This window comes from Candidatus Desulfatibia sp., assembly GCF_036446775.1.
Classification (GTDB): Bacteria; Desulfobacterota; Desulfobacteria; order Desulfobacterales; family UBA11574; genus Desulfatibia_A.
Genome location: NZ_JAZFTO010000257.1, coordinates 1 through 3,379, shown reverse-complemented (window position 1 = coordinate 3,379; position 3,379 = coordinate 1). Strand labels below are relative to the sequence as shown.

Genomic DNA, 3,379 nt, shown 5'->3' with positions numbered 1-3,379 from the left:
ACAACCAGCGACAACTTAAAAGGGAGGGAACCAAATGATACGAGAAATCAAACAGACAATAAGCGCCGGAAGCGGCTGCAATGATAAAGCACACCAACTTTTTCCCTCTTTGGCGACCTTTTTCATACTGACATTTTTTAGCGTTTTGTTTTGCGTGATGACTTGGCTTTGTCCGTCATCGGCTGCAGCGGGTCCCTTATCCTACAAAGGGCAGCACATTGCTGTTTCAATGCGGGCTTTAGCTCAAAGATCTTCCGGATCTTTGTCAGCGCGGAATTCGTTGTACGGGGTTTCCAAAATAGAAGGGTTTGTCGTGGACGGCGATAACCAGGATATTATTATTATAGGGCAGCGGTCAAGCAGGCATCCCCAATACCATCTTGATGATTTGGCCGTCAATATGCGCTCCATATGGGATAAGACCGAAGCCCTTTATTGCTCCCTGGATCCACGCCCGCAAGATGTTCGTAATGTCATGCAAATTTTATCGGAAAATGCAAACGTAGCATCCCCTGAGGACAGGCGTCGGGTGATCCAACAGGTAAAGGAGATTTGGGGATCACAAACCGTAAGGATTGGCGGTATCCCTAGAGAGTCCCGGCATGCTCACATTATGCTTGATGCCGACTACCACATGAAAAAGGTATCGCTGGGTCTCATCAAACTTGCAGGCATATCTTCATATTTGGAAAGAAAGGCCTCGCAAGGGGAGGAATACATCCGTGCTGGTAAAGATATGTCCGGCTCAGAGATTACCATCAACCGCTTTTGGTTCCACATGAAGGAAGGGTATCCGACCTTCAGAGAGGCCGGGGACATTGTCTGGCTTGAGGAAAGCCCGGTGGTATTGTTAACCGCCAAGCAAAATGCAACCCAAACCGGAGAACTGTTTGACGCCCAGGAGGATGACCCCCAGGCTGTTGCCTTTGCGGAAAATTTTTCAAACAGATTCGAACAGGCCGCGGCCCAGGTGCCGTCCTATGCTAGCCTGAAAAATCTTTACAGGCTAAGAGCCTTGCTCCAGGTCATGTATAACACGAGGGCGGACTCAAATTCCGGGCTTGACCTGGGCTTTTATCTGAACACGTATCGATATCAAATGGAACGTTCAATGCCCGATTCTTTTCCCGGCCTGGTCAATCACAAGGAAACATACGTTGATGTTAGCAAAGGCTTTAAAAAATGGTCCTTTCCCATGATGTACGGTGGTGTGAATATGGAAATGGACATTACCGAGGAACAATTCAGGGCAGATGCCAAATTAAACAAGATGCGTAAAGCGGTGATAAGCGCCAGGCCCGCTTTGGGCTCGTTGTCCTGGGTGTTTAGATTCAGATAATTTGAGATAGAGGGCAGATTTCAAACTATATTCTACAAACATGAGGATATAATTACAAAGTTGTCATGTCAAAAGAAAAATTATTTGGAAATACTGTATATAGAAAGATTCTCCTGATGGCAAGAGCAGGGCCAAAGAAAAGTTAAATTGTATGACCCGCAAATCACTAAACTGCAAATAGAAACTTATATTTTGAGGGGCGTCCCGGAAGTCCCTTACAAAAAATGATATTAAAAAAAAGGAAATTATTCAATGAGCTACGAATTTAACGCTGAAGAGATATTTATGATGGCCGCGCAGATTGAAAGAAACGGTGCCAAGTTTTACAGGGAAGCAGCCGAAAATGTTAGCGGTCCTGAAAACAAAGAACTTTTGCTGGGTCTTGCCGGCATGGAAGATGAACACGAAAAAACCTTTCAAATCATGCGGTCTCAATTAACGGAAAAAGAAAAAGAAGCGACCGTTTTCGACCCTGCCGGTGAAGCCGTTCAATACTTAAAAGCGCTGGCCGATACCCGCGTCTTTTTTGAAAAAGAGATTGAGCTTTCATCCATGAAAGAGATTCTCAAGGCCGCCATTGCAGCCGAAAAAGATTCCATTGCTTTTTATTTAGGCATGAAAGATGTGGTTTCGGAGAATCGCGGCAAGCAAAAAATTGAAGCCATTATCAAAGAAGAGATGCATCATATCAGGATTTTGAGCAAGGAGTTAGTGGCGTTCAAATAGTTTTATTTTCCATGTTTCGCCAGATCTTTAAGGCCCGCAAGATCAATGAGACTGATATCACGGCCGGATACTTGAATTAGATTCTGAGCGCTCATCTTGGCGAAAATACGTGACAGGGTTTCCGGAATGGTACCCAGCAGGCTTGCAAGCTGCCCTTTTGAAATATGCAGTTTCACAGAATCTTCACGTCCCTGTTCTTCTGTCAGATAAATCAGATAGGCGGCCAAACGGCTCGGCACCTCTTTTAAGGAAAGATTTTCTATCTGAACCGTAAACCGCCGGAGTCTGGTCGAAAGAACCGCAAGCATATTCAAAGCCAGGGAGGGGTTATCAGATATAAGATCAACAAATGCTTTTCTCGGGAAAAACAGAAGGCGGCTTTTGGCAAGAGATTCGGCATTGGCCGGAAATGGTTTTCCGGTAAAGACCGGAACTTCTCCAAACGGCTCCCCCGCACCGAATATATGCAGAATTTGCTCTTTGCCTTCGGGTGAGACTTTATAAATCTTGATTCTGCCGTCTACAATTACGTAAAATCCGTTGCCGTCATCGCCTTCAATAAAAACTGTTTCACCTTTGCTAAAAAGTTTTTCTATCGCAATTTGCTCAACTTCTCTGAGCTGGTTGTCAGGAAGTCCGCTGAAAAGGGGTGTTTCAGACAATATATCAATCTTTTTTTTCATAATTTTCCCTCAGCTATCAAAATTGATGATCTCGTAAAAAGTTACGAATTCAACTTAAAATCTTTATTTACTGAGAAGATTTGGGTAATCCGGCCAATTTGAGGCTGACATCCCAAAGACGTATAGCTGCTTCTTTGTCATAAGAAGCATTTGACGAGCGAACCGGTTTTTCACTAAAAAAATACTTCCCGCTAACATCTTCGACTTCAGGAGATGTTGCTAAATAAATACTTGTCTTGGCACCTTCGGCCGGGCCGACTAAATCCCTTGCCAGCAAATGGGCTGTCACATACTTAAGCCAGCTTATCCAGCCGTTGTTCCTGCAAAAATTGGTCATTACGCCGCCGGGGTGCAGTGCGTTCACGGTGATCCCTGTCCCGGTTAGACGCCTGGCTAGCTCATAGGTAAAGAGGATGTTTGCAAGTTTGGATTTGGCGTAGGCGTCTTTGCCAACGAATCCCTTCCGGCTTTGCAAATCATCGAAGTTCATTCCCGCGCAACCCGCGTGAGCACTCGACGAAACGTTGATGATACGGGCTTTTCCACTTGCCTTAAGTGGCTCCAGCAGCAGATTCGTCAGCAGGAAATATGAAAGATGGTTGAGGGCAAAGCTCATTTCATAACCATCTAC

The 3,379-nt window shown here is 45.0% G+C and carries 4 protein-coding genes; 2 read left to right on the top strand and 2 right to left on the bottom strand.

Annotated features, from left to right (window positions below; translation table 11 throughout):
• Positions 1-34 precede the first annotated feature (34 nt).
• Positions 35-1,339, top strand: coding sequence for a DUF1598 domain-containing protein (locus V3S16_RS12400; protein ID WP_413885390.1), 1,305 nt, complete (start codon positions 35-37; stop codon positions 1,337-1,339).
• 252 nt (positions 1,340-1,591) lie between these two features.
• A complete protein-coding gene (locus V3S16_RS12395) occupies positions 1,592-2,065 on the top strand; it encodes a ferritin-like domain-containing protein (RefSeq protein WP_413885388.1) in 474 nt (157 codons plus the stop codon).
• 2 nt (positions 2,066-2,067) lie between these two features.
• Here the strand turns inward: V3S16_RS12395 and V3S16_RS12390 are convergent, their stop codons facing one another.
• Both V3S16_RS12390 and V3S16_RS12385 read right to left on the bottom strand, forming a co-directional pair.
• Positions 2,068-2,748 carry a Crp/Fnr family transcriptional regulator gene (locus V3S16_RS12390; protein ID WP_413885386.1) on the bottom strand — a complete coding sequence of 227 codons (681 nt, stop codon included), beginning with the start codon at positions 2,746-2,748 and terminating at the stop codon, positions 2,068-2,070.
• Positions 2,749-2,815: 67 nt separating this feature from the next.
• Positions 2,816-3,379, bottom strand: a 564-nt coding sequence (locus V3S16_RS12385) for an SDR family NAD(P)-dependent oxidoreductase (RefSeq protein WP_413885384.1), incomplete at its 5' end; no start/stop codon positions are given.